The sequence below is a fragment of the Nocardioides exalbidus genome, from assembly GCF_900105585.1.
Lineage (GTDB): Bacteria > Actinomycetota > Actinomycetes > Propionibacteriales > Nocardioidaceae > Nocardioides > Nocardioides exalbidus.
In genome coordinates, this window is record NZ_FNRT01000002.1 from 3,004,380 (window position 1) to 3,026,584 (window position 22,205).

Consider the following 22,205-nt stretch of genomic DNA (forward strand, 5'->3'; position numbering starts at 1 on the left):
TCCCGCGTGGGGTCATCGAAGAAGGGCAAGGCGAAGGTCGCCAAGCTGCCCAAGAAGAAGTGCTGCGTGTCGTCGTCGCGCTGCAAGCGGTGCCCCATCCGCATGCTCAAGGAGGGCACCCTGCCCCCGGGCTACACCGTCAAGAAGCGGCGCCTGGTGAAGATCGAGGTCAAGGGCGGCAAGAAGAAGGCCGCCTGAGGTCGATCCCTCGGAGGTCGAGCCTCAGAGGAGCAGCAGCACGACCACGCTCGCGATCGCCATCACCAGCAGCGCGATGCCCATCCGGACGGCCATGCCCTTGAGCCACAGGGACATCACCGTCTCGGGCTGCCCCGAACGGCTCAGCGGCACCGCCTCCAGCACCGCCCTCGGCTCGATCGGGCCGTAGACGTGCGGATAGGTGTCGTCGCCCACCGGGTCGACGCGGACCTCCGACGTGAGTCGTGCCGGGTCGATGGTGAGGAGCACGAGGTCCTCGCGCAGCGACCGGTAGTAGCGGTCGAAGACCCCCTGCACCTGGTCGCGCCGGCTCGCGTGGATGAACCCCTCCTCGGCGAGCGAGCGGCCGACCGTCGAGGTGGTGTAGGTGCCGGTGTCGAGCGCCGTGCGCCACTCCGCGGCGGTGGCGATGTGGAAGATGCGCTCGGGCGGCTGCTGCGTCACCGGCAGAGGGTAGCGCCGCGGCCGCCCGAGGTCCCGCAGGGCTCAGCAGGAGAGGTTCGGGCCCGGGTCGACGCCGAGGATCGAGGTGAAGCGCAGGTAGGTGTCGACGCGGCTCTGCACCTGGGCCGGGTTGCCCCCGTCGCACTCGAGCGAGCCGTTGATGCTGCGGATCGTGCCGCCGAAGCCCTGCGCGGCGATCGCGTCGTGGGCGGGCATGCTGTTGGGGCCGGACTGCGTCATCCAGTACCAGATGCCGGTCTGCCAGGCGACGGACGCGTCGTTCTTGACCAGGTCGGGGTTGTTCAGCAGGTCGATGCCGAGGGCGTCGCCGGCGGCCTTGTAGTTGAAGTTCCAGCTCAGCTGGATCGGGCCGCGACCGTGGTAGGCCGACTGGCCGGCGGGGCAGCCGTAGGGCTGGCTCGTGTCGCAGTAGAGCGGCCAGTTCGCCTGGTCGAGCTCCTCGACGTAGCGAAGCTGGCCCGACTCGTGGTCGATGTTGGCGAGGAACGCCGCGGCCTCACGCAGTCGCTGGGTGTCGTCGCCGGTGCCGGTGAAGGCGGGGTAGGTGCCCACGGCGTCGATGAGCCCGGAGTAGGAGTAGAACGCGATGCGCTGCGGGAACATCTCGTCGAACTGGGCCTCGCTCACGGGGAAGCCCGCCAGCTGCGCGCTCGCCGCGGGGGCAGCGTCGTACGTCGTGGCCTCCGGGGCAGCGCTCGCGGAGCCGCCCCCGAGGACGGGCACGGACAGCGCGGCCGCGAGGGCCAGGGTGGGGAGCAGGGACGTTCGTCGGTCGTGTCGCACGGTCCGATCTCGCTTCCGTCTCAGCGCGGTGGACCCGAGATGGCCACCGCTCTGCTTCGACCGTAGCGAGGATCCAGGGGCCGTGCGGACCGAATTGGTGCAGAGCCCTTACAAAAGGGGGTCGGTCAGAAGAGCCGGTGCTCGGCGTCGTCCATCCCGCGGAGTGCGTCGTAGTCGACGAGGGCGCAGGCGATGCCGCGGTCGGTGGCGAGCACGCGGGCCTGTGGTTTGATCTCCTGGGCGGCGAAGATGCCGCGGACCGGGCCCCGGGTGGTGAGGAGCGAGTCGCGGTTGAGCAGCTCGAGGTAGCGGGTGAGCTGCTCGACGCCGTCGATCTCGCCGCGCCGCTTGATCTCGACGGCGACCGAGAGCCCCTCCGCGTCGCGACACATCAGGTCGACCGGTCCGATAGCCGTCATGTACTCGCGGCGGACCAGCGTCAGGCCGTCGGCGAGGGTCGCCGGGTGCTCGGCCAGCAGCTCCTGGAGGTGCTTCTCGACGCCGTCCTTCTGCAGCCCGGGGTCGACGCCGAGGTCGTGCGAGGTGTCGTGGAGGACCTCGTCGATGAGGATGCGCAGGGTGTCGTCGGACTTGGTCGCGGAGACGAGCCACTCGGTGCGGCCGTCCTCGGCCACGCCCTCCCTGGCCGTGCACGGGGGCGACATCCAGTTGAGCGGCTTGTAGGAGCCGCCGTCGGAGTGGATCAGCACGGAGCCGTCCGACTTGAGCATCAGGACGCGGGTGGCGAGCGGCAGGTGCGCCGAGAGCCGACCCGCGTAGTCCACCTGGCAGCGCGCGACGACGATCCTCATGAATGCAGCCTCACGCCGGGCGAATCTACAGTGGTGCCGTGACCGACCGTGCCACCCGCCACGACGTACGCCCTGCGCGGGCGCGCGACCTGCCCCTGCTGGCCGCGATCGAGGACTCCGGCGTGCCGATGTTCGAGGCGGTGCTCGGCGACCTGGCGGGCGACCCGCTCTCCTCGCCGGCGCCGAGCGGCGCCGAGCGCGACGCCGAGCCGGGGTTCATCCTGGTCGCCGGCGACCCGGTGGTCGGGTTCGCCCACGTGCGGTTCCTCGAGTCCCACGCGCACCTGCAGCAGATCTCGGTGCACCCCGACCACGGCCGCCGGGGCCTGGGTGCCGCGCTGCTGGAGGCCGCGGCCGAGCGGGCGACGCTCAAGGGCCACGGGTCGCTCACGCTGACGACCTACGCCGACCTGCCGTGGAACGCGCCCTGGTACGCCCGGCACGGCTTCGTCGAGTTCGCCGACGACGACCCGCGGACCGCCACCCAGCTGGAGATCAGCGCGGAGGAGGAGCGGCTCGGGCTCCAGGAGCACGGGCGTCGCGTCTGGATGCGCCGCGTGCTCTGGCCGCACCGGACGACCGCCGACCTCACCGCCTTCCTGCCCGTCCTCGACGCCGCCCCGCGCGATGTCGGCGTCCTGCGGGCCGTCATCCGCCGTCCCGGCACGGGGGAGCGGGAGGTGCTCGAGGTCGGTCAGCTCGACGTCGTGGACGGCCTCGTCGGTGACACGTGGGCGGCCCGCGGGAGTCGTCGTACGCCGGACGGGTCGGCGCACCCCGACATGCAGCTCAACGTGATGAGCCACCGGCTGGTGGAGTTCCTCGCGCAGGACCCGGCGCGCGAGCAGCTCGCGGGCGACCAGATGTTCATCGACCTCGACCTCTCGCACGAGAACCTCCCGGCCTGGAGCGAGCTCCACATCGGCGGGCCCGAGGGTGCCGTGGTCGTGGTGACCGAGCAGCCGCACAACGGCTGCGGCAAGTTCATCGCCCGCTTCGGCAAGGACGCGATGACCTTCGTCAACGGCCCCGAGGGCAAGCCCCGCCGGCTGCGTGGGCTGTGCGCGAAGGTGGTGCGCCCGGGACCGGTGCGCCCGGGCGACGAGGTGGTCGTCGTGCGCCCTCCCGCACCGGTCGCAACGTGACGGTTCCCACACCCTCCTGACCGGGTGCGCGTGGCAGCATGCCCCCATGACTGACACGGTTACTCGCGAGTTCGGCACCGTCGGCGTGATCGGCCTCGGCACGATGGGAGCCGGCATCGCGGAGGTGTTCGCCCGCAACGGCCACCGCGTGGTCGGCGTCGAGCTGAACGACGGCGGCGTCGAGCGTGGCCGTCAGCACCTCGAGCACTCGACGGGGCGCGCGGTGAGGCGCGAGAAGATGACCGAGGCGGAGCAGGCCGAGCTCCTCGGCCGGATCACCTTCACCACCGACATGCAGGAGCTGGCCGCGGCCGACCTGGTCGTCGAGGCGGTCGTGGAGTCGCTGGAGGTCAAGAAGGCGATCTTCAGGGCGCTCGACGGCATCGTCCGCCCGGACGCGGTGCTCGCCACCAACACGTCCTCGCTCAGCGTCACCGAGATCTCCACGGCCAACTCCAGCCCCGGCCGCGTCGTCGGCGTCCACTTCTTCAACCCGGCGCCCGTCCAGGACCTCGTCGAGATCATCCGCACGGTCGTGACCGAGCCCGACGTGCTCGCCGACGTGCAGGCGCTCCTCGTCGGCATGGGCAAGAACCCGGTCGTCTGCGGCGACAAGGCCGGCTTCATCGCCAACACGCTGCTCTTCGGCTACCTCAACCACGCGGTCTCGATGTACGAGGGCAAGTACGCCTCCCGTGAGGACATCGACTCCGCGATGCGCTTCGGCTGCGGCTACCCGATGGGCCCGCTCGCGCTGCTCGACCTGATCGGCCTCGACACGGCCTACGAGATCCTCGCCACGATGTACAAGCAGGGTCGCGACCGGTTGCACGCGCCGGCCCCGATCCTCAAGCAGTACGTCACCGCCGGCCTGCTGGGGCGCAAGTCGGGGCGCGGGTTCTACACCTACGAGTCCGCCGACTCGCCGGTCGTGGTCGCGGACGCCCTCACCCCGGCCGCAGACGACAAGCCGCGACTGCGCCACGACATCGCGCTCGTCGGCGTGGTCGGCACCGGCACGATGGCGTCGGGCATCGTCGAGGTCTTCGCCAAGGCCGGCTACGACGTGCTCTTCACCGGTCGGGGCCAGGACAAGCTCGACGGCGTGGTCGCCGCCATCACCAGGAACTTCGACAAGCAGATCCAGCGCGGCCGTGCGACCGAGGAGCAGAAGGCCGAGGTGCTCGGCCGGGTGCGCGGCACCACGTCGCTCGACGACCTCGGGGACGTCGACCTCGTCGTCGAGGCGATCGCGGAGGACCTCGCGATCAAGACCACGCTCTTCGAGAACCTCGACGAGATCTGTCGCGGTGGTCGAGGCGGGGCGGGCGCGATCCTCGCGACCACGACCTCGTCGTTGCCGATCATCTCGATGGCCAGGGTGACCTCGCGTCCCCAGGACGTCATCGGCATGCACTTCTTCAACCCGGCCGCGATCATGAAGCTCGTCGAGGTGGTCTCGACCGTCGCCACCGACGAGGCCGTGACGGAGACCGTGCTGGCGCTGTGCGACCAGGTCGGCAAGGTCGCCGTGAGGTGCGGCGACCGCGCCGGCTTCATCGTCAACGCGCTGCTGTTCCCCTACCTCAACGACGCGGTGAAGATGCTCGAGGCGCACTATGCGACCGCGGACGACATCGACACCGCGATGAAGCAGGGGTGCGCGCTCCCGATGGGACCGTTCGAGCTGCTCGACGTCGTCGGCAACGACGTGTCCCTGGCGATCCAGAAGGAGCTCTACCTCGAGTTCCGCGAGCCCGGCTTCTCGCCCGCACCGCTCCTCGAGCACCTCGTCACGGCGGGCTACCTCGGTCGCAAGGCCGGTCGCGGGTTTCGGGACCACAGCGCGCGCTAGTCCGTCAGTCGAGGCAGAACTCGTTGCCCTCGGGGTCGGTCATCACGAGGTGGCCGTGCGTCATCGGCGGCGCCGGCTCGTGCCGCTCGACCCGCGTGGCACCGAGGGCGACGAGGCGCTCGCACTCGGCCTCGAGGGCCGCCATCCGCTCGTCGCCCTGGAGCCCCGGCGCGGCACGGACGTCGAGGTGGACGCGGTTCTTCGCGGTCTTGTCCTCGGGAACGCGCTGGAAGAACAGTCGGGGGCCGTCACCGTCGGGGTCCTCGGCCGCCGACGCGGAGTTCCACTCCGACTCGGGGACGCCGACCTCGGCGAGGAAGGCGTGCCACACCTCGAAGGGATCCTGGCCGGGCTCGACCGTGCGTCCGGGGGGCGGCGGATTGACGTAGCCCATCGCGTCGGCCCAGAAGCGGGAGAGCGCCTGGGGGTCGTGGGCGTCGAAGGTCACCTGGATGGTCCGGCTCATGCCCGTCATCCTGCCCTCGCGCACCGACAGTGGGCAGCGCCGCTGACCGGGCTCAGCGGTTGTCCACGACCAGTGCGGCGAGGCGGGCGCGGGTGTTGATGTCGAGCTTGCGGTAGATGTGGGTGAGGTGCGCGTCGACCGTGCGGGGCGAGACGAACAGCTCCTCGGCGATCTGCCGGCTGGTCAGCCCGTGCGCCACGCGGTCGGCGACCTGCCGCTCGGCGGCGGTCAGGGTGTCGAGGACCGACGGCGCGCTGGTCGTGGTGCGGTTGAAGATCGCGGTGATCAGGGCGACGGCGTCGGGGGACAGATCGGCACCGTCGATCCACTCCTCGGGCGCGCGGGACGCGGGCGCGACGTCGTAGTCGGCGGAGTAGCCCCAGCGGACCGCCATCCGCGGCGTGCGCAGGGCGAACGCCGCCGCTGCCAGCGCGCGTGCCTCGGACAGCTCGCGTGCCCGGGCGACGCCGGCGAGGCCGTCGAGCACGTCGGCGGCACGCAGGGGGAGCTGCATCGTGCGGGCGTGGTCGAGGGCGGTGAGGTAGGTCGTCGTGGCCTGCTCGAGGTCACCGAGCTCCACCAGCGCCCGGCCGAGCAGCAGCCGGGCCTCGACCGCGTCGCGGCCCAGGCGGGCCGAGTCGGCGAGGGCGACCACGTCGGCGGCGAGTCCTGCGGCCTGCCGCGCCTCGCCCCGGACGAGCAGGTCGCGACCGTCCTGCGCGAGGACGGGGAGTCGTACGGCCCAGGGCAGCGTCTCGCGCACCACGTCGGTCGCCTGCCACGCCGGGTCGATGCCGCGCAGCAGGGTCTCGGCGAGGAGGCAGACCCGGTCCTCGGCGAGCTCGCGGGCCTCGACGACGACGGCCCGCGCGCCGGCGACCGCCTCGGCGACGCGACCCTGCTCGAGGGCGATCCGGGCCAGCACGGTGCGGGCGGAGAGGTCGATCCACCGCTCGTCGCGACTGGTGCGCGCGGGCATCGCGTCCGCGGCGGCCTGCGCGGCCTCCGCGAAGCGGCCCTGCGAGGCGTAGACGTCGGCGAGGGTGCGGGTGGCCTGCCGGCGCATCGATCCCTCGGGGTCGAGGTCGATGGCACGCCGCGCCTCCCGCTCGGCGCTCGCCAGGTCGCCCGCGTCGAGGTGCATCTCGGCCCGGATGGAGGCGGTCTTGGCGAGCTGCTCCTCCGGTCGCGGAGCGGCCGAGGCGTGCTCGTCGGCGCGGTCGAGCAGCCACAGCCCCTCGTAGGTGCCGCGCATCTCCGAGGCGGCGATGCCGGCGCGGCGGGCGATCTGGGCGCCGATCTCGGACGGGCCGTCGCCGCTGGCGAGCGCGCCCTCGAGCACCTCGAGCGCCTCCCGGGCCCGCATGGAGGTGTAGAGGGACGAGAAGATCCGGTTGGCCACGGAGTAGCCCTCGGCCCGGGTCGCGGGGTCCGCGCAGGCGGTCAGCACGGCGTGCCGCATCGCCGGCAGGTCGCGCAGCCACTCGGCGTCCGCCGCGCCGTAGTTGTCGTGGTCGGGGGCGTGGCTCTCGGCCCAGGCGAGCAGGCCGGCGTCGACGGCCGCGGAGTCCTCGGCGCGGGCGAGCGTGCGCGCGCGCCCGCGGATGGGGGAGAGCATGTCGAACTGCCCGCGGTGGTCGACCTCGACCAGGCTGCGGCGCACGAGGTCCCCGGCCAGCTCGGCCGCCTCCGGCACCGAGGCCCCCAGCACCTGCGCGAGCACGCCGAGGCCGACGGGGAAGTCGAGCAGGCCGATCCGGCGCAGCGCCGTCGCGCTGGCGTCGTCGAGGAGGTCGTGCGCGGAGTCGACGGCCTGGTCGAGGCTGACGGTCGACATCGCGTTGCTGAGGCCCACCAGCGCCGACTGCACGGCCACCTGCTCGATGAGGAGCGGCAGGCCACCGGTCGCGCTGAGGAGGCGGCGTACCTCGTGGGACTGCGCATCCAGGTCGACCTGCTGCCCACCGGCGGAGCGGATCCGCCGGAGGAACAGCTCGACCGCCGGACCCTCGAGGGGCCCGCGCGCGTGCGGGACCGGCAGCGGCCCGACGCGTACGACGGACTCGTGGGCCTCGCCGGCGGTCGTCCGGGCCGTCACCACGACGCGTGCGTCGGAGGTGCTCTCCAGCATCGCCTGCAGGACGGGGCCGGCGCCGGTCGCGTCGAGGTCGAGGCCGTCGAGGACGAGCACCGCGTCGCGTCCGTCGACCGCGCGACCGAGCGCGCCGGCCAGCGAGTCGCCGGGGGCCGTCTCGGCGTCGAGGCTGGCCAGTGCAGCGACCAGCACCTCGTCGAGGCTGCGCAGGCTGCGTGCGTCGACCCAGGAGGTGGTCTCGTCAGGGGTGACGTGCCGGACGACGAGGGTCTTGCCGCTGCCGGGCGGACCCACCACGGTGACCCACCGGGACTCCTCGAGGGCCTGCCCCAGGGCGCGGCGGACGTCGTCGCGACCGAAGCACGGAGACAGCACGGAATGAATCTATCCCGCTACGTAGGTCAGTTACGTAGTCCTACGGATGCTGATGTGGGGCGTTCGCGGGAGTCTTCTCGTACGCCGAGGGAGTCGGGATCGCACGAGGGGATGGTCCCGCTTCCCACCGGCCGTTTCTGGGGGCAGGTCGCACACCGTCGGGGGGTGGTGTGCGGCCTGCTCTTTCGTGCCCGGACCCGCCGATCCGGTTGTGCTGCGTCCGTAGTCTGTGGCCATGGAACTCGTGCTCGTGCTGGTCGTCCTGGGCGGTCTGACGGCGGTCGCCGTCGTCGCCGGGAAGTCCGGCAAGAGGCGCGAGCTGGCCCGGGCCGAGGCCGAGGTCGCACCGGTCAAGAGGCTGGCCGAGGAGGACGTCACCGCCCTCGGCGTCGAGCTGCAGGACCTCGACACGGACCTCGCCGGCAGCGAGCTCGACGCCGGTGCCAACGCCGACTACCAGCGCGCGCTCGACTCCTACGAGTCGGCGAAGACCGCGGCCGCCGGACTCACCCGCGCCGAGGACGTCCGGCACGTCACCGAGATCCTCGAGGACGGCCGCTACGCCATGGCCTGCGTCCGCGCGCGCGTCGCCGGTGAGCCGCTGCCGCAGCGTCGCCCACCCTGCTTCTTCGACCCGCGCCACGGGCTGTCGGTCGCCGACGTCCCGTGGACCCCGCCGGGTGGCGCCCCGCGGGACGTCCCGGCCTGCGCGCTCGACGTCGAGCGGGTGCGGGCCGGTGCCGAGCCCGACATCCGCAAGGTGATGGTCGGCTCGCGGCGCGTGCCCTACTGGCAGGGCGGTCGCGCCTACCAGCCCTACGCCCAGGGCTACTTCGGCGCCTTCTCGCCGATGGACTGGATGTTCATGGGCATGCTGTTCGGGGGTGGGTTCGACGGCCTCGGCGAGGGCATCGGCGCCATCGGTGAGGGGCTCGGCGACCTCTTCGGCGGCATCGGCGACGGCATCGGCGACCTCTTCGACGGCTTCGACTTCTGAGCGCGGACCCTCGCTCGGGTCGCGCCGTCCCGGCTGGGAGGATGGCCCGGTGAGCCTGCACCGCACCGAGCTCGGTGAGTCCGGACCCCGCGTCGTCTTCTGCCACGGACTCTTCGGCCAGGGCAAGAACTGGACGCAGATCGCCAAGGCGCTGAGCGCCGACCACCGCGTGCTCCTGCTCGACATGCCCAACCACGGCCGCTCGCCGTGGACCGAGTCGTTCGACTACCTCGAGCTCGCCGACCTGGTCGCCGCCGAGCTGTCGACACCGGGCGGGAGCGAGGAGCCGGTCGCGCTCGTCGGGCACTCGATGGGCGGCAAGATCGCGATGTGCCTGGCGCTGCGCCACCCGCAGCTCGTCGAGCGGCTCGCGGTCGTCGACATCGCACCCGTGGCCTACGACAGCGGGCGCGAGTTCATCGGCTACACCCAGACCATGCGCGCCCTCGACCTCGAGGGGCTGCAGCGGCGCAGCGACGCCGACGCCGCGCTCCAGGAGGCCGTGCCCAACCCGGTCGTGCGGAGCTTCCTGCTGCAGAACCTGCGCCGCACCGAGGACGGCTGGCACTGGCAGCCCAACCTCGAGCTGCTCGGCGAGCACATGCCCGCACTGGCGGGCTGGCCGAGCGAGGCCCTCGGCGAGGCGTCGTACGACGGTCCGGTGCTGTGGGTCGGCGGCGCGCGGTCGGACTACATCGACGACGCCCACGCCGGCGAGATGGACCGCCGGTTCCCGCGCAACCGGAGGGTGCTGATCAAGGGGGCCGGCCACTGGGTCCACTCCGAGCAGCCGGAGGTCTTCCTCGAGGTGCTGCGCCGGTTCCTGCGCTGAGTCGGCAGGTGTGGGGCGGTCAGGCCTTCTGGCGGGCGCGGTAGGCGGCGACGGCCTCGCGGTTGCCGCAGGTCGTGGAGCAGTAGCGCCGTGACCGGTTGCGCGAGAGGTCGAGCACGACGTCGTCGCAGTCGTCGGCCGCGCAGCGGTCGAGGCGGGACATCTCGTCGGAGCGGATGACGTCGACCATCGCCATCGCGGTCTCGACCACGACCCGCTCGTCGAGCGGGCGGTCGGGGTCGATCGCGTGGAGGTGCCAGTCGAGGGAGTCGTGGCGCTGGAGCTGGGGGAGGGCCTTCGCGCGGGCGAGCATGTCGTTGACGATGTCGACGGCCTCGTCCCGCTCGGCCAGGAGGAGCTCCTTGAGCGCGGAGCGCAGGCGGCGTACGGCATCGAGCTCGGCCGGTGTCGCGTCGTGGCGTCCGGTGTAGGTCCAGTGCGCGAGGAACGCGGAGAGGTCGGCCACGCTGCCGAGCGGGTCGCCGGGGTCGTCGGAGGAGTTGACCAGGGCGACCGCCGCCTGGAGCGTCGCCTCGGTGTCATGCGTGAAAAGCATGTTGACACATTACACGGGCGCTCCCTAGTGTCATGGGCGTGAAGCGCTTGACCCATGACACGACGACCCATGACGCCACGTCGAGGACGGCCGCCGGGCTGCTCCTCGCGGTGGCGTCCGCGACCTCCTTCGGCCTCTCCGGCGCGCTCGCGCGCGGCCTGCTCGACACCGGCTGGAGCGCCGGTGCGACCGTCGCCCTCCGGATCGGCATCGCCGCCCTCGTGCTCGTCGTGCCGGGGGCCCTCGCGCTGCGCGGGCAGTGGCACCTGCTCCGCACCAACGCCGGGCTGATCGGCATCTACGGCATCGGGGCCGTGGCAGGCGCCCAGCTGTGCTTCTTCTACGCCGTCACCTACATGCAGGTCAGCGTCGCCCTGCTGCTGGAGTACACCGCCCCGGTCGCTGTGGTGGTGTGGCTCTGGCTGCGCCACGGACAGCGGCCGTCGCGCCTGACGCTCGTCGGTGGCGCCATCGCCGCGGCCGGCCTCGTGCTCGTGCTCGACGTGGTGTCCGGGGCCGACCTCAGCACGGTCGGCGTGCTGTGGGCACTGGCCGCGATGCTCGGCGTGACGACGTACTTCATCATCTCCGCCGACGAGGGCAACGGCCTGCCGGGCATCTCGCTGGCTGCCGGCGGACTCGTGGTGGGAGGGGCGATCCTGCTCGCCGCGGGCGCCAGCGGCATCCTGCCCTTCCACGCCTCGAGCGCCGACGCGGTCTACGACGGTCGCACCGTCGCGTGGTGGATCCCCGTCGTGGCGCTCGGCCTGGTCACGGCCGCCTTCTCCTACGTCACCGGGATCGCCGCAGGCCGTCGCCTCGGCAGCCGGCTCGCGTCGTTCGTGGCCCTCGGCGAGGTCCTCGCGGCGGTCGTCTGGGCGTGGCTGCTGCTCGGCGAGCTGCCGCGCCCGGTGCAGCTCGCCGGCGGCCTGCTCGTGCTCGCCGGCGTCGTGGTGGTCAAGCTCGGGGAGGGGCGCGCGCCGCTCCTCGTCGAGCCCGTTCCCGACGCTCGGGTCAGCGAGCGTCCTGCCGCTTGAGGAACACCTCGCGGTGCAGCAGGAGCAGCGCGGCCGCGACCGGCACCGCGAGCAGGGCGCCGACGATGCCCATCAGCGAGCCGCCGATGAGCGCCGCGATGACCGTGACCGCGCCGGGGATGTCGACCGCGCGCTTCATGATGCGCGGGGAGATCAGGTAGGACTCCACCTGCTGGTAGGCGATGTAGTAGACTGCCGCGACCAGTGCGACCGTCGGTGAGACGGTGAGGGCCAGCAGCGTCATGATCACGCCGCTCACCACGGCGCCGAGGACGGGGATCAGGCTCAGCAGGCCGACGATGAAGGCCAGCGCGAAGCTGTAGTCGCCGAGGCCCACGACCCACGTGAAGACCAGCGTGCTGATCCCGGCGCACACCGCGACGAGGAAGGCGCCCGAGACGTAGGCGCCCGTGCTCCGGATGATCTTGTCGCCGAGCTCGCTGACCCGGGGACGGCGCGACGCCGGCGCCAGGCTGTAGCCCGCGTGCTTGATGCTGGGCAGCGAGGCGAGGAAGTAGATCATCAGCACGAGCACGATGAAGGTGTTGGTGACGGCCGAGAGGACGGCGAGCCCGACGCCCAGCGCTCCACCGAAGACGCGCTGGGTGAAGTCGGAGTTGGTGACGTAGTCCCGCATCTTGTCGATGACGTCGAAGCGCTCGTCGAGCTGCTGGATGTAGGTGTTGCGCTGGAGGTCGCTGAACCAGCCCGGTGCGTTGCGCGTGATGAGCGCGATCTGCTCGCTGATCACCGGCGCCACCGCGCCGATGAAGAGGACCAGCACCCCGATCACGACGGTCAGCACCATCAGCACCGACAGCCCGCGGCGCACCCCGCGCCGCATGAACCACTCCACGACCGGGTTGAGCCCGATGGCCAGGAACATCGCCAGCACGAGCAGCACCAGGATCGAGGAGATGCTGAACAGCTGCTCGATCAGGAAGACCGCGAGCAGCACGCCGAGCGCACCGAAGAAGCCGATGTTGAAGGGGGAGTGCCTCAGCAGCGAGACGTGGTGGACGGTGCGCACCGGCTGGACGTACGCCGGCGCGTCGGGGCTGACGACGAGATCGGTCGAGTTGTCGATCTTCTCCGCGAGCGCGGCTGCCGACTCCGCCGACTCACCGGCCTCCTCGGCCGCGTCCTGGGCGATGCCGGCGGCGTTGTCGGCACGCTCGGCGGCCGACTCGGCACGCTCGGCCGCGTCGACCGCCTCGACGACGCCCGCGACGAGGTCCTCGCGCTCGTCGTCGGCCTCCTGCTCGCTCAGGACTCGTCCTCGCCGAAGCCGGCGACGACGTCGCGGAGGGCGCCGAGCTGGGCGGTGATCGCGTCGCGGCGCTTGGTGATCCGGTCGACCTCGGCCTGGATGTTGGACAGCTCGCGCTGGGCCTCGGCCGCGCGCGTGGCGCTCACCGAGTCGGCCTGCGTGCGGGCGGAGGCGACGACCTGCTCGGCCTCGCGACGGGCGCGGGAGAGGAGCCCCTCGGCCTCGGCCTGGGCCTGCTGGCGGTGCGTCGTGGCCTGGCTGGTCGCCTCGCGGGCGCGCTGCTCGGCGGCGGTGGCCCGCTCCTCGGCCTCGGCGACGAGTCGCGCCGTCTCCGCGGTGGCGCTGGCGTGGTGCTCGGCCGCCTCGCGGGCGAGGCGCTCCTTCTCGACGGCGAGGATGCGGCGCGCCTCCTGCACCTCGCGGTCGGCGGCAGCGCGGGCCTGCTCGGCCTCGCGGGTCGTGGTCACCCGCAGCTCGTTGGTCTCCTGCTGGGCGGCGAGCCGGAGCTGGTCGGCCTCGCGCCGGGCGGAGGCGAGGAGGTCCTCGGACTCGGCCTGGGCGAGCTTGCGCTCGGTCTCGGCGTCGGCCTGGATGCGCGCGCGCATCTCGTCGAGCTCCTTGAGCTGGACCAGCCTCATGTCGTCGGCCTCGCGCGAGGCGTCCGCGCGGATGCTGGTGGCGTCGCGGTCCGCGCGGGCACGGATCTCGTCGGCCTCGCGGTAGGAGGCGTTGCGCACGTCGGTGGCCTCGTCCTCGGCCATCTTGAGCATCGAGGTCGCACGGCCCCCGAGCCCGGCATAGGTGGGGTTCGTGTTCTCCGCGAGCTCCGCGCGCACCCGCTCGAGCTCGGCCTCGAGCTCGATGACGCGCTCCTCGCTGCTGGCCAGGCTGCCGGCGAGGCCGGACTTCTCCGCCTGGAGCTGCCCGAGACGCTGGTCGACCGCCGTCTTGTCGTAGCCGCCACGGCGCACCAGCGGGAGCGCGGGCGCGACGGGCGCGGCCGCCGGGGCGGGACGCGGAGCGGCCGCGGGCGGCAGGACCGGGCTCGGCCGGGTGGCCTGCTCGGGCGCGGCGACCGGCGCGGCTTGAGCCGGGGCTCGGGTCGGGGCCGGAGTCGGGGCCGGAGTCGGGGCCTTCGCGGGAGCCGGCTCGGGCGCTGCCGCGGACTCGGCTGCCGGGGTCACCGCGGTGGCCTGCGTCGCCTCCGGGTCCGGCGTGGCGTCGGCGCTCGGGGCGTCCTTCGGCATCACCGGGAGCACCTGGGTCTCCTCGCCTGCGTCGTCACCGGACTCCGGCTCGTCGAAGATGGACAGGCCCTTGTCGGAGCTCATGCGGGGCACCCTCTCTCAGGTCGTGCGGACTGCGTCCCCCTCAGTCTGGCCGATGCCCCACCAACATCACACCCCGGCTCGCGGGGCAGTCCGCGAACCGGGGTGTGATGAATGTCTGCTGCGCCTCGAGCGGGCCGCTCAGACCCCGCGGAAGCGGTTGATGGCCGTCTCGTGCTCGCTGCGCATCTCGTGGTCGAGGACGCCGAGGCCCTCCTCCGGGGCGAGGCAGAGCACGCCGACCTTGCCCTGGTGGGCGTTCTGGTGGACGTCGAGCGAGGCCTGGCCGACCTCGTCGAGGGCGTAGGTCCGCGACAGGGTGGGGTGGATCCTGCCCTTGGCGATGAGCCGGTTGGCCTCCCACGACTCGCGGTAGTTGGCGAAGTGGCTGGAGATGATCTTCTTGAGGTTCATCCACAGGTAGCGGTTGTCGTACTCGTGCATGAAGCCCGACGTCGACGCGCAGGTGGTGATGGTGCCGCCCTTGCGGGTGACGAACACCGAGGCGCCGAAGGTCTCGCGGCCGGGGTGCTCGAAGACGATGTCGATGTCCTCGCCGCCGGTGAGCTCGCGGATGCGGGCGCCGAAGCGCTTCCACTCCTTCGGGTCCTGCTGGGTGTTCTCGTCGTTCCAGAACCTGTAGCCCTCCTCGGAGCGGTTGATGATCAGCTCCGCACCCATGCTGCGGGCGATCTTCGCCTTCTCCTCGTTGGAGACCACGCACACCGGCGTGGCGCCGCCGTTGAGGGCGTACTGCGTGGCGAAGCCGCCGAGGCCACCCGAGGCGCCCCAGATGAGGACGTTGTCGCCCTGCTTCATGTTGCCGCCGTTGGTGGAGACCAGCTGGCGGTACGCCGTGCAGTTGACGAGGCCGGGTGAGGCGGCCTCCTCCCACGTGAGGTGCTCGGGCTTCGGCATCAGCTGGTTGGCCTTGACCATCGCGACGTCGGCCAGGCCGCCGAAGTTGGTCTCGAAGCCCCAGATCCGCTGCTCGGTGTCGAGCATCGTGTCGTTGTGGCCGTCGGGCCCCTCGAGCTCCACGGAGAGGCAGTGCGCTACGACGCGGTCTCCCGGCTTCCAGCGAGTGACGCCGGGGCCGGTCTTGAGCACGACGCCGGACAGGTCGGAGCCGACCACGTGGTAGGGCAGGTCGTGGCGCCGGGTGAGCTCGCTGTTGCGGCCGTAGCGCTCGAGGAACCCGAAGGTGGAGACCGGCTCGAAGATCGACGTCCACACGGTGTTGTAGTTGATCGCGCTGGCCATCACGGCCACGAACGCCTCGCCCGGACCGAGCTCGGGGAGCGGCACCTCGTCCACGTGGAGGGACTTCCGCGGGTCCTTCTCCTTCGACGGCACGCCCTCGAACATGTCGACCTCGTCCTTCTTCACGAAGGCGGCGCGGTAGGACTCGGGGAGCTCGAGGCTCGCGAAGTCCTCAGAGGTGGCGGTGCCGGACTGGATGGCGTCGAGGATGTTCTGCACGGATCTCTCCTAGGGCGACGGTGTCACGATGCGGGTCAACGTACCGATGGGTAACCTCATGTGGGGCGAGGTGTGAGATACGTCGCTCGGCCGGTCGGTCAGTGGGCTCCTGCAGCAGCGGGCTCGACGAGCTCGACGAGGACGCCGCCGGCGTCCTTGGGGTGGATGAAGTTCACGCGGCTGTCGGACGTGCCGCGCCTCGGGGCGTCGTAGAGCAGGCGCAGGCCGCGCTCGCGCAGCACGCCCGCCACGTGCTCGACGTCGTCGACGCGGAAGGCGAGCTGCTGGATGCCCTGGCCGTTGCGGTCGAGGAACTTCGCGATCGTCGACTCGGGCGTGAGCGGGGCGAGCAGCTGGATGCAGGAGCCGCTGGGGTTCGACGAGTCGGCGCCGACGCCGACCATCGCCTCCCTCACGCCCTGGTCCTCGTTGACCTCCTCGTGCAGGACCTGCATGCCGTAGGTGTCGCGGTAGAACGCCATCGCCTCGTCGAGGTCGGGCACCGCGATGCCGACGTGGTCGATCGCGGTGAAGAGGTGCTGGACGTCGGCGGGGAGCTCGGGGGGCGTCATGGGCACATGCTGCACGCCGGTGGCCCGACGCGCGAGGAGGTGTGACCGTCGCCACTCGGCGACCGCCACACCTCCCGGTGCGCGGATCCTCAGAGCAGGTTCGGCGAGGCCTGGTAGCGCCCGATCACGGCTGCCGCGTCCATGTCGCCGATGAAGCCGAGCGGGCTGCCGCACGAGCCGGCGTAGTCGCCGAGCAGCAGGTCCTGGCTGTCGGGCAGGTCGTAGCTGATCGAGATCGACGACGCGACGGGCGTGCCGACCTGGCGGCCGTCGACCCAGAGCCGCACGGACGTGCCGTCGTAGGTCCCCACGACCGTGTGCCACTGGCCGTCCCACAGCTGCGGACCGGCGTCGTTGGACAGGGTGAAGCTGCTGCCGTCGGAGACGTAGAAGCGGGCTCCGCCCTGGGCTCCGGTGTAGAGGCCGTAGGACGCGGTCTCGCAGGCGAGCGAGCCCTTCGCGGCGATGTAGCGGAAGTAGCCGCCCTGGTCGCTGCGCACCCGGACCGCGAGGGTGACGCCGCTCGGCTCCAGCGACGGCGCGTCGGGCACGGTGACCCGCTGCGAGCCGGAGAAGCGGAGCGCTGCGCGCTTGAAGAAGAGGAGCCGCGGGAGCTGCACCCACGACGGGTCCGTCGCCTCGGCCGCGGTGCTGGACCCGAGGTAGCCACGGTTGCCGTTGAGGGAGAGGTCGTAGGCGACCTGTCCGGCTCCCTCGTCCATCAGCCAGAGGCCGGCGAGGCTGTCGGCCCGGGCGCTGGCGGGCGGCGCGGCGAGCACCAGGCCGAGGACGGCGGTCGAGGTCAGGGCGAGGACGGAGGTGAGGACGCGGCGGGCGCGGTGCATGGTCGGCACTCCCAGTGGGTCGTGGGTGGAGCCCGAGATCCCCACCGGCTCGGTGGTCGGGGCAACGACACCAGCGACGGGCGTACGACCGGAGGCGGGCGCGGGCGACCTCCCACAATTTGGGGAACGGGCCGAGGTGGCGGCGACTGGCCGGGGTGTGACGTGTGCCTCACAGGTGAACGCTCATTCACCCTGCCGGAGAAGCCACGCGGGTGGGTATCGTCCGAACCGGCAGCACATGCCGGACCCGCCCGCTCGCCCCGCACGACCTCGAGGAGACCCCATGACCAGTTCCGTGATCGTCGCAGGTGCCCGCACCCCGATCGGACGCCTGCTCGGTGGCCTCAAGGACCTCTCCGCCGCCGACCTCGGCGGCGTCGCCATCAAGGGTGCCCTGGAGAAGGCGGGCGTGGCGCCCGACCAGGTCGACTACCTGATCATGGGCCAGGTCATCCTGGCCGGCGCCGGCCAGAACCCGGCCCGCTCGGCCGGCATCGCGGCCGGCCTCCCGATGAGCATGCCGTCCATCACGATCAACAAGGTCTGCCTCTCCGGCATCAACGCCATCGCGATGGCCGACCAGCTGATCCGCGCGGGCGAGCACGACATCGTCGTCGCCGGCGGCATGGAGTCGATGACCCAGGCGCCCCACCTGCTGCCGAAGTCCCGCGAGGGCTTCAAGTACGGCGACACCGCGCTGGTCGACTCGATGGCCTACGACGCCCTCTACGACCAGGCCACGAAGCAGGCCATGATCAACCTGACCGACGGGTGCAACGCCGCCGGTGCCCACCTCACCCGCGAGGAGCAGGACGCCTTCGCCGCCAGCTCCCACCAGCGCGCGGCGCTGGCCTGGAAGAACGGCCTCTTCGACGACGAGGTCGTCCCCGTGACCATCTCGACGCGCAAGGGCGACGTCGTGGTGTCGGAGGACGAGGGCGTGCGCGGCGACACCACCGTCGAGACCCTCGCCGGCCTGCGCCCGGTCGCCAAGGACGGGACGATCACCGCCGGTTCCGCCTCGCAGATCTCCGACGGCGCCTGCGCGGTCGTGGTGATGAGCAAGGCGAAGGCCGAGGAGCTCGGCCTCACCTGGATCGCCGAGATCGGCGCGCACGGGCAGGTCGCCGGCCCCGACTCCACGCTGCAGCTCCAGCCCGCCCGCGCCATCGAGAAGGCCGCGGCCAAGGAGGGCATCGCCGTCTCCGACATCGACCTGTTCGAGCTCAACGAGGCCTTCGCGGCCGTGGGCATCGAGTCGGCCCGCCAGCTCGGCGCGTCCGAGGACCAGGTCAACGTCAACGGTGGTGCGATCGCGCTCGGCCACCCGGTCGGGATGTCCGGCGCCCGCATCGTGCTGACGCTCGCCCACGAGCTCAAGCGTCGCGGGGGCGGCGTCGGTGCTGCCGCCCTGTGCGGCGGTGGCGGTCAGGGCGACGCGCTGATCATCCGCGTCCCGGCGTGACCCGGCGCGGCGCCGCTGTCGTCCCCGACCTCGTCGCACGCGCACGCGAGGGGGAGCCGGCCGCGGTCGCGCGCCTGATCACGCTCGTCGAGGACGCCTCACCGCTGCTGCGCGAGGTGATGACGGCACTGCGTCCGTACGCCGGCCACGCGCACGTGCTCGGCATCACCGGGGCGCCGGGAGTGGGCAAGTCCACCTCGACCAACGCGCTCGTCGCCGCGATGCGCCGCGCCGGCAAGCGCGTCGGCGTCCTGGCGATCGACCCGTCGTCGCCCTTCAGCGGCGGCGCGCTCCTCGGCGACCGCGTGCGGATGGGCGACCACGCCCTCGACCGTGACGTCTACATCCGCTCGATGGGCGCCCGCGGGCACCTCGGCGGGCTGGCCTGGTCGACGCCGCAGGCCGTGCGCGTGCTCGATGCGGCCGGCTGCGACGTCGTCGTGGTGGAGACCGTCGGCGTCGGCCAGAGCGAGGTCGAGGTCGCCGGGCTCGCCGACACCACGCTCGTCCTGGTCGCGCCCGGGATGGGCGACGGCATCCAGGCGGCGAAGGCCGGAATCCTGGAGATCGGTGACGTGTACGCCGTCAACAAGGCCGACCGCGAGGGTGCGGAGCGCACCCGTCGCGAGCTGCGGACGATGCTGTCCATGGGGGAGCGGTCGGAGGGGTCGTGGCGGGCGCCGGTGCTCCCGACCGTGGCGAGCACGGGCGACGGGATCGAGGAGCTGCTGGCCGAGGTCGATCGTCACGCCGGCTGGCTGGCGGACTCGGGCGAGCTCGCCCGGCGGCGTACGGCCCGGGCCAGGCGCGAGGTCGAGGCGATCGCCCTGGCCGCCCTGCGGGAGCGGTGGGACGCCGACGACCAGGTGGGGCTGGACCGGCTCGCCGGCCGGGTCGCGGCCGGCGAGCTCGATCCCTACGGTGCGGCGGACGTCCTACTGGACGGCCGCTGAGAGGATCCCGCGCAGCTCGTCGGCCGCCTGCCGGGTCCGGACGAGGAGCACGCCCAGGCCGACGCCGTCGGCCGTGACGCACAGGGCGTGGAGGCCGTGCCCGTCCACCTGCACCGCGGCGACGACTGTGTGCGAGGTGCCCGCGGACAGCTGGATCGTGTCGAAGCCCCGGCCTGCCTCGCGGCCCGCCTGCCCGAGTGCGTGGCCGGCGGCGACGAGCGGAGCGAGCAGTCGGGCGGTGGCGGCGACGTCGTCGACGCCGTGGGTGGCCAGCGGGTCGCCCTCGACGGTGCTCAGCACCACCGAGACCTGGCCGAGGTCGCGACCGAGCAGGTCGACGACGGGGGTCCAGACGTCCTCGACGTCGATCGTCTCCGGGGCGGCGGGCCGGGTGCCGCGCGCCGAGTCGACGGGGCCGGTGGGTCCGGTGGCCACGGGCTCAGGTCCGCGCGAGCGGACCTGGTCGCGACGATGGTCCGAGGCCCGTCCCGCCCACGAACCGCCGGAGATGGGGACGCGGTTCGTGAGCGGTGGACGGTGGCGGGGGACAGGTGGTGCGACAGGTGCCTCGACGGGGTCGATCACGTCCAGGTCGGGCACGGCGACGAGGACGGTGCCCTCGACCTCCTCGGTGCGGCGGCGTCGCCAGCGGGGCGGGGTGACCCGTTCGGCCGACATGGTCAGGCCAGGCCGGCGGCGGCGCGGTTGACGGCGCTCCGCAGCAGCGCCAGGTTGGTCTGCTGCCGGTCCGCGGCGACGTAGATGAACGAGTCCGTGCCGACCAGCTTGATGAGGTGGAGCTGCGACTCGAGGGTGAGGAGCATGTCCTCGAGCCCGGTGAGGTTCAGCAGGCGCATGGTGTTGAGCTTGGCCTTGACCAGCTCGCTGTTGTAGGCGCTGGCGACGTCGAGGTCGAAGTCGCGGGTGGCCTTCGTGGCCAGCGGCATGCCGCTCTCGAGGTCGACGATCGAGGCTCCGATGAAGCCGCTGACGCCGTCGGCGATCTGCTCCAGGACGTTGTCGTAGGTGTCCGACACGGGTGTCTCCTCACGGGTTCCAGGGTGGTCCGGGGCTGTTCCAGGGGTGGTAATGCACGACGTGGCCAGGGCCTCGTGTCACCGGAACGTAACCAATTTGTGGATGTCCCGTGGATCTTTTCGGATTTCCCGGAGGAGATTTGTCCGTCGGTTCAGACGGCGGCCGGAGCGGGCAGCAGGAGGACGCGGAACTGGTCGGCGGTCTCCCGCGTCCAGGCCTCCAGTACCGACATGCTGACGGAGTCCGCGGTGATCGAGAGAAGGTAGTGCTCGCGCTCGACCGGGATGGAGGCGATGACCGTCTGGGTCAGGCCGCAGGTGAGCTCGACCGTGTCCACGGACGAGTCGGGGTGCGCGGCGAAGGCGGCGTGGCGCGGGTCGTACGCCGCGTGCTCGGGCCGTGGCTCGGCGAACTTCTGGACGGTCAGCCGGGCAGCCGGGACGAGGTCGTGCCGGTCGTAGCCGTGGCTGACGACGGGGAAGCCGTCGGCGGTGCAGATCATCGCCGACGAGCGGGAGGGCAGGGTGCCCAGCACGCCGACCAGCGTCTGCCACAGCTCGCCGACCTGGCCGTCGAAGGCGGGCGCCCCGACGACGCGACGCTCGGACTCGACCGGGCCGGTGGGCGACGTCGGCACGGCCTGGGGTCCGCGGCTGCGAACCTGTGCGCGACGGAAGTCGGACGCGCGGCCCGACCAGGAGGGCGTGGCCGCCCATCGGTGGGAGATCCGTTCTGTCGTCACGAGTGTGCTTCCTTCCGCGTGGAAGCGACGGAGCCCGAGGCGGCGCGCGTGCTGTTTGTGGAGGTCCTGTTGCCGTACGTAGGAGCAACGTAGACGGAAGCCAGCGGTTACGGCCCGATTCCCACGCGGTCTGGACCAGAACCCCCCAGAAGGACTAGCCCCGACCGGGACAGCGCCCCGTTTGCACGCGAGTGCAAAGTTGCACTACAGTGCAAAACATGGTCGAGAACAGCCGTGAGCAGCGCAAGAGCCAGACCCGGGAGGCCCTCTCCCAGGCCGCCATCGAGATCCTCGCGACCGAGGGCATCGACGCCCTCACCGCCGAGCGGATCGCCGACGCGGCCGGCGTCTCGCGGCGCACCCTGTTCAACTACTTCCCTCGCGTCGAGGACGTCCTCACCGCCACCATCGAGGCGGTCACCACCGAGACGCTCGACGCGATCGCGGCCCGGCCCGAGGGCGAGTCGCTGCGGGTGTCCGCGCTCACGGTGCTCGAGGGACTCATCGACTCCCCGGCCTTCGCGCAGGCGCGGGTGCTGGAGCGGGCCGCGGTCCACTCCACCGCTGCCCGCCGCCTCGTCCTCGAGTTCGACGACCGCCAGCGCCAGGCCCTCGAGGAGGGGCTGCGCCGACGACTGGGCCCCGACATCGACCCGATCTACGCGACCAGCCTGGCCGCGGCCGCGTTCGGCGTCCTCTGCTCGGTCACCCGGCTCGCCGTCGAGGCGGCCGGCGACGACGACGTACGCGCTGCGGAGCTGCACCGGGCCTGGACCCGCCAGGGGTTCGAGCACCTCTTCGCCGGCTTCGACGAGGCCGCCGCCCGTCCCACCTCCACCCCGTCCACGCCCGCTTCTCGCAGGGATTCCTGAC

At 72.1% G+C, this 22,205-nt stretch carries 23 protein-coding genes; 9 read left to right on the plus strand and 14 right to left on the minus strand.

Translation table 11 applies throughout. The annotated features are described in order from the left end of the window. Positions 1-6 precede the first annotated feature (6 nt). Positions 7-198: a hypothetical protein gene (locus BLV76_RS14800; RefSeq protein WP_090969810.1), complete on the plus strand. Its 192-nt coding sequence runs from the start codon at positions 7-9 to the stop codon at positions 196-198. 24 nt (positions 199-222) lie between these two features. Here the strand turns inward: BLV76_RS14800 and BLV76_RS14805 are convergent, their stop codons facing one another. The 3 genes from BLV76_RS14805 to nucS all read right to left on the minus strand — a co-directional run bounded on the left by BLV76_RS14805 (position 223) and on the right by nucS (position 2,279). Next, positions 223-663 (minus strand): DUF952 domain-containing protein, encoded by a 441-nt coding sequence (locus BLV76_RS14805; protein WP_217630356.1) that lies wholly within the window; start codon positions 661-663, stop codon positions 223-225. 42 nt (positions 664-705) lie between these two features. Continuing rightward, positions 706-1,467, minus strand: coding sequence for a chitinase (locus BLV76_RS14810; protein WP_090969811.1), 762 nt, complete (start codon positions 1,465-1,467; stop codon positions 706-708). Between the two features lie 125 nt (positions 1,468-1,592). Beyond that, on the minus strand, positions 1,593-2,279 hold the full coding sequence (nucS, locus tag BLV76_RS14815; protein WP_090969812.1) for an endonuclease NucS: 687 nt from the start codon (positions 2,277-2,279) through the stop codon (positions 1,593-1,595). A gap of 38 nt (positions 2,280-2,317) precedes the next feature. On the opposite strand from nucS, the gene BLV76_RS22870 reads away from it, so the two are divergent. Further along, positions 2,318-3,424, plus strand: a complete 1,107-nt coding sequence (locus BLV76_RS22870; protein WP_217630357.1) for a GNAT family N-acetyltransferase — start codon at positions 2,318-2,320, stop codon at positions 3,422-3,424. A gap of 46 nt (positions 3,425-3,470) precedes the next feature. Further along, complete coding sequence (locus BLV76_RS14830) at positions 3,471-5,279, plus strand: 3-hydroxyacyl-CoA dehydrogenase family protein (protein ID WP_090969813.1); 1,809 nt, start codon at positions 3,471-3,473, stop codon at positions 5,277-5,279. 4 nt (positions 5,280-5,283) lie between these two features. Here the strand turns inward: BLV76_RS14830 and BLV76_RS14835 are convergent, their stop codons facing one another. Then, on the minus strand, positions 5,284-5,745 hold the full coding sequence (locus BLV76_RS14835; protein ID WP_090969814.1) for a VOC family protein: 462 nt from the start codon (positions 5,743-5,745) through the stop codon (positions 5,284-5,286). 52 nt (positions 5,746-5,797) lie between these two features. Next, positions 5,798-8,215 carry a LuxR C-terminal-related transcriptional regulator gene (locus BLV76_RS14840; protein ID WP_090969815.1) on the minus strand — a complete coding sequence of 806 codons (2,418 nt, stop codon included), beginning with the start codon at positions 8,213-8,215 and terminating at the stop codon, positions 5,798-5,800. A 235-nt stretch (positions 8,216-8,450) separates the two neighbouring features. On the opposite strand from BLV76_RS14840, the gene BLV76_RS14845 reads away from it, so the two are divergent. Together BLV76_RS14845 and BLV76_RS14850 are read left to right on the plus strand one after the other, a co-directional pair. Continuing rightward, positions 8,451-9,212, plus strand: a complete 762-nt coding sequence (locus BLV76_RS14845) for a hypothetical protein (protein ID WP_090969816.1) — start codon at positions 8,451-8,453, stop codon at positions 9,210-9,212. Between the two features lie 49 nt (positions 9,213-9,261). Then, positions 9,262-10,044: an alpha/beta fold hydrolase gene (locus tag BLV76_RS14850; RefSeq protein WP_090969817.1), complete on the plus strand. Its 783-nt coding sequence runs from the start codon at positions 9,262-9,264 to the stop codon at positions 10,042-10,044. 19 nt (positions 10,045-10,063) lie between these two features. Here BLV76_RS14850 and BLV76_RS14855 read toward each other — a convergent pair whose 3' ends face one another. Then, a complete protein-coding gene (locus BLV76_RS14855) occupies positions 10,064-10,600 on the minus strand; it encodes a CGNR zinc finger domain-containing protein (RefSeq protein WP_090969818.1) in 537 nt (178 codons plus the stop codon). Between the two features lie 38 nt (positions 10,601-10,638). Between BLV76_RS14855 and BLV76_RS14860 the strand changes: the two genes are divergently transcribed. Next, positions 10,639-11,637 carry an EamA family transporter gene (locus tag BLV76_RS14860; RefSeq protein ID WP_245734692.1) on the plus strand — a complete coding sequence of 333 codons (999 nt, stop codon included), beginning with the start codon at positions 10,639-10,641 and terminating at the stop codon, positions 11,635-11,637. On the opposite strand, the gene BLV76_RS14865 is transcribed toward BLV76_RS14860, so the two are convergent. The 5 genes from BLV76_RS14865 to BLV76_RS14885 all read right to left on the minus strand — a co-directional run bounded on the left by BLV76_RS14865 (position 11,615) and on the right by BLV76_RS14885 (position 17,134). After that, positions 11,615-12,667: an AI-2E family transporter gene (locus tag BLV76_RS14865; RefSeq protein WP_175539690.1), complete on the minus strand. Its 1,053-nt coding sequence runs from the start codon at positions 12,665-12,667 to the stop codon at positions 11,615-11,617. The two genes, BLV76_RS14860 and BLV76_RS14865, sit on opposite strands and share 23 nt — an antisense overlap. A gap of 236 nt (positions 12,668-12,903) precedes the next feature. Then, positions 12,904-14,238 (minus strand): coiled-coil domain-containing protein, encoded by a 1,335-nt coding sequence (locus BLV76_RS14870; protein ID WP_090969821.1) that lies wholly within the window; start codon positions 14,236-14,238, stop codon positions 12,904-12,906. A 138-nt stretch (positions 14,239-14,376) separates the two neighbouring features. Further along, positions 14,377-15,717 carry a crotonyl-CoA carboxylase/reductase gene (gene ccrA / locus BLV76_RS14875; protein WP_090969822.1) on the minus strand — a complete coding sequence of 447 codons (1,341 nt, stop codon included), beginning with the start codon at positions 15,715-15,717 and terminating at the stop codon, positions 14,377-14,379. A 98-nt stretch (positions 15,718-15,815) separates the two neighbouring features. Beyond that, positions 15,816-16,289: a methylmalonyl-CoA epimerase gene (gene mce, locus BLV76_RS14880; RefSeq protein WP_090972782.1), complete on the minus strand. Its 474-nt coding sequence runs from the start codon at positions 16,287-16,289 to the stop codon at positions 15,816-15,818. Positions 16,290-16,378: 89 nt separating this feature from the next. Beyond that, positions 16,379-17,134: a LamG domain-containing protein gene (locus BLV76_RS14885; RefSeq protein ID WP_139306585.1), complete on the minus strand. Its 756-nt coding sequence runs from the start codon at positions 17,132-17,134 to the stop codon at positions 16,379-16,381. A gap of 283 nt (positions 17,135-17,417) precedes the next feature. On the opposite strand from BLV76_RS14885, the gene BLV76_RS14890 reads away from it, so the two are divergent. Further along, complete coding sequence (locus BLV76_RS14890; RefSeq protein WP_090969824.1) at positions 17,418-18,599, plus strand: acetyl-CoA C-acetyltransferase; 1,182 nt, start codon at positions 17,418-17,420, stop codon at positions 18,597-18,599. After that, a complete protein-coding gene (gene meaB, locus BLV76_RS14895; RefSeq protein ID WP_090969825.1) occupies positions 18,596-19,552 on the plus strand; it encodes a methylmalonyl Co-A mutase-associated GTPase MeaB in 957 nt (318 codons plus the stop codon). The genes BLV76_RS14890 and meaB overlap by 4 nt, the downstream gene beginning before the upstream one ends. On the opposite strand, the gene BLV76_RS14900 is transcribed toward meaB, so the two are convergent. The 3 genes from BLV76_RS14900 to BLV76_RS14910 form a co-directional block, all read right to left on the minus strand. Then, positions 19,535-20,230: a roadblock/LC7 domain-containing protein gene (locus BLV76_RS14900; protein WP_090969826.1), complete on the minus strand. Its 696-nt coding sequence runs from the start codon at positions 20,228-20,230 to the stop codon at positions 19,535-19,537. The two genes, meaB and BLV76_RS14900, sit on opposite strands and share 18 nt — an antisense overlap. A gap of 2 nt (positions 20,231-20,232) precedes the next feature. After that, the gene (locus BLV76_RS14905) at positions 20,233-20,589 is read right to left on the minus strand and encodes a roadblock/LC7 domain-containing protein (protein ID WP_090969827.1); all 357 of its coding nucleotides are present in this window, start codon (positions 20,587-20,589) and stop codon (positions 20,233-20,235) included. A gap of 152 nt (positions 20,590-20,741) precedes the next feature. Continuing rightward, positions 20,742-21,332: a hypothetical protein gene (locus tag BLV76_RS14910; protein WP_139306586.1), complete on the minus strand. Its 591-nt coding sequence runs from the start codon at positions 21,330-21,332 to the stop codon at positions 20,742-20,744. Positions 21,333-21,550: 218 nt separating this feature from the next. Between BLV76_RS14910 and BLV76_RS14915 the strand changes: the two genes are divergently transcribed. Further along, positions 21,551-22,204, plus strand: a complete 654-nt coding sequence (locus BLV76_RS14915; RefSeq protein ID WP_090969829.1) for a TetR/AcrR family transcriptional regulator — start codon at positions 21,551-21,553, stop codon at positions 22,202-22,204. Position 22,205 lies beyond the last annotated feature (1 nt).